We start from the raw sequence: 2,964 nt of genomic DNA, 5'->3' as shown, positions 1-2,964 counted from the left end.
ATCTTGTCGAATTCAACTACGGCCGAACCGAAAACTTCGGAGCAGACGCGAGTCAGAGCAGCGGTCAGAGTGGTTTTACCGTGGTCAACGTGACCAATGGTCCCTACGTTGACGTGGGGCAGGGAACGATCAAATTTTTCCTTAGCCATCGATAACACCCTCAACAGAAGAATTAGACGAACGATATCTACCATTAAAACAAAGGCAGATATTTTCATATCTGCCTTGTTATATGGAGCTCTTGAGCGGATTTGAACCGCTGACCTCACCCTTACCAAGGGTGTGCTCTACCAACTGAGCTACAAGAGCGTAACACTTTGCACAACCTGCAAACTTGGAGCGGGTAGCGGGAATCGAACCCGCATCATCAGCTTGGAAGGCTGAGGTTCTACCACTAAACTATACCCGCGGAGCTTGCAGCTCACGCTAAAAATGGTGGAGGGGGAAGGATTCGAACCTTCGAAGTCGTAGACGTCAGATTTACAGTCTGATCCCTTTGGCCGCTCGGGAACCCCTCCTAAGCGAGCCGGCATTCTATACTATGCCGACCTTCTGTCAAGCATTTTCTCATTAAAAACCTGAGGTTAGCTGCGTTGACACCGCTCCGCTTTGACAACCTGTTTAGGTGTTCGCTGTGGAGCGGGCGCCATTCTATGCAAACTATTCCAGCGGTGCAACCCCCTCACACAGCATTATTTTATGTTTTAACTCATTGAATTCCTTGGAAAGGTTCTGCAACTGCACATCCCCCAATAAACGCTGGCTCTCGGGCGCAATGCGCAACCAATATCCAGGCTCGGGAAGATCCTTTTGCGATGCCTGAACCTTCACACTCATGCCCGCTAGACGCATCTGTAGCGCGGAAAGGCTGCTTTCTTGAGTCAAACCACCCAAAAACAGACACTCCTGTCCGGCATGGCGCGCGCCTTGCACTCCCGCCGAGTCACCAGTCGCCTCACTCAATAAGCGAATATCTTGCTGGGACCCGCGGTACATGCTGAGAGGAGTGACATCTTTTGCACGCAAGGGCGCCTCCTGCTGATGCCAGACGTAATAGAACACATTGAGAACAACGAGCAGCAGGAACAACCAACGCATACAAACCTCAAGTTAAAGGACACGCCATCGCCAACCCTACAAATACCAGGTCAGGGACGATCCGAGCATCAGGCACGACGTCCGCCACCAATCCAGCATCGCCACCGGTAATAAAGACAGCAAAGCGCTCCCCCCAATAGGATCGAGCCATTTCCATCTGGGTCAGAACGAAACCTCTCAACATTAAAGAGCACCCTCGCTCCACCGCCTCGACGGTACTGCGCCCCGGAGCATGGCTCGTCAACGCTTTTTCGGCAGCCAAGTCCCCATAACGGATTTTCCGGGTATGTGTACGTAATTGGTTACGCATCAAGGGCATCCCTGGGCAAATGAATCCTCCAAGGTGCTCTCCTTCGGCATTAATAAAATCGGCTGTCACAGCAGTGCCGAAATCCAGAATCAGACAGGCGCCGGCAGCCAGATGAAAGCCACCGAGCATCGCCAACCAGCGATCCAGCCCCAAGCGTTCATAGTCGTCATAGCCATTCCTGACACCAGACATCTCACTGGCCGACTTTGCGCAAACGACCGAGATGCCGAACGTCTGCTCGAGAATTCGGGTGAGCGCAGCAGTTTCTTCGCTGGTTCTTACGCTGACCAACCGACATTTGCGCAACGACAGGCTCTCAAATGCACACAAGCTATCCACCAGAGCCTGATCCGAGTCGACAACACCTTCCGCGAAAAGACCACCAGCAGCCGTATTCAATACGCGCCACTTGATAAAGCTATTCCCACAGTCGAGCTCAAGAATCATCACGCAACCTCAGACTGAGCTCACCACCACTAAATACTTTTTCCACGCCGTCCACCTTCAAGCGCAGCGCACCCTGGCTATCAATACCAAGCACTACGCCTTCTATATGACTAACGCCCGCAACCAAAGAAACCGGGCGACCTTGCCACATGTGATCCTTTTCCCATTCCTCCTGGAACGCAGAGAAACCATGGACCTGATGACGCTGGATATAACCGCGCAGTTGGTCGCTCAGCTCAGCCACCAAGACGTTGCGATCGCAGGTTTGACCCGTCTCGAGTCGAATTGACGTCCATTGCTGGTCAACTTCCTCAGCAACCTGCATGTTCACATTAATGCCTATACCCAGCACCACATGGCAAACATCTGCCGGATCCCCTACTAGCTCAAGAAGAATACCGGCGATTTTCTTGTTCCCGACCAGCACATCGTTGGGCCACTTCAATCCTGCGCCCGCCACCCCCAGCTTTCGCAGGGCATGCATAACAGCCAAACCGACCACCAGACTCAAGCCCTCAAGCTGGCGCATGCCACCTTCAATGCGCAGGACCAGGCTGTAGTAGAGATTTTCAGCAAAAGGGCTTACCCATTTGCGGCCTCTGCGACCGCGACCGGAAATCTGTCGTTCGGCCAATACCAGAAACGGCGCCGCTCGACCCTGATTGATCGCGCGAAGCGCCTCTGCGTTAGTGGAATCGATGGAATCAAAGACTGTAATCGGCCAAACCGCTGCTAAGGCACTGATCTTCAGGGGGTCGAGGAGCGTCAAGGGTGCAGCCAGTTGATAGCCTCTGCCCCGGACTTTGTTTATGGACAACCCGAGCTCAGCCTCAAGATGCTGAAGCTGCTTCCACACCGCACTTCGACTGATTCCCAGGGTAACCCCCAGAGCCTCGCCGGAATGGAATCGACCATCCTTTAATAGATTCAACAACGTCAGCATGCAGGTCTCGCCTCACAATGAGGTCCGAATAATAGCCATGAGCCGGGCGATTGCATAGAAATCAAGCGCACCACTTTCCTGCGGGCAAAACAAAACCCCAACTGCTTTCGCAATTGGGGTTTCGGAATTTAATCTTGACGATGACCTACTCTCACATGGGGAAACC

At 53.0% G+C, this 2,964-nt stretch carries 4 protein-coding genes and 3 tRNA genes; all 7 read right to left on the bottom strand.

The features are described 5' to 3' along the window. Positions 1 to 149: GTP-binding protein (locus H043_RS30085; RefSeq protein ID WP_256214500.1), on the bottom strand; the 149-nt coding region annotated here is incomplete at its 3' end. Positions 150 to 233: 84 nt separating this feature from the next. After that, positions 234 to 309, bottom strand: a tRNA-Thr gene (locus H043_RS0126340). Between the two features lie 26 nt (positions 310 to 335). Then, positions 336 to 409: transfer RNA gene (locus H043_RS0126335), tRNA-Gly, on the bottom strand. Positions 410 to 433: 24 nt separating this feature from the next. Next, positions 434 to 518: transfer RNA gene (locus H043_RS0126330), tRNA-Tyr, on the bottom strand. Positions 519 to 660: 142 nt separating this feature from the next. Continuing rightward, positions 661 to 1,098, bottom strand: coding sequence for a hypothetical protein (locus H043_RS0126325; protein ID WP_027614313.1), 438 nt, complete (start codon positions 1,096 to 1,098; stop codon positions 661 to 663). A 7-nt stretch (positions 1,099 to 1,105) separates the two neighbouring features. Further along, positions 1,106 to 1,855, bottom strand: coding sequence for a pantothenate kinase (locus H043_RS0126320; protein WP_027614312.1), 750 nt, complete (start codon positions 1,853 to 1,855; stop codon positions 1,106 to 1,108). Beyond that, on the bottom strand, positions 1,845 to 2,798 hold the full coding sequence (birA, locus tag H043_RS0126315) for a bifunctional biotin--[acetyl-CoA-carboxylase] ligase/biotin operon repressor BirA (protein ID WP_027614311.1): 954 nt from the start codon (positions 2,796 to 2,798) through the stop codon (positions 1,845 to 1,847). Before birA ends, H043_RS0126320 begins: the two co-directional genes overlap by 11 nt. Positions 2,799 to 2,964: the final 166 nt, after the last annotated feature.

Origin of the sequence: Pseudomonas sp. URIL14HWK12:I6 (assembly GCF_000514195.1) — a bacterium.
In the GTDB taxonomy this organism is placed as follows: Bacteria; Pseudomonadota; Gammaproteobacteria; order Pseudomonadales; family Pseudomonadaceae; genus Aquipseudomonas; species Aquipseudomonas putida_A.
This window is presented reverse-complemented; position numbering and strand designations above follow the sequence as displayed.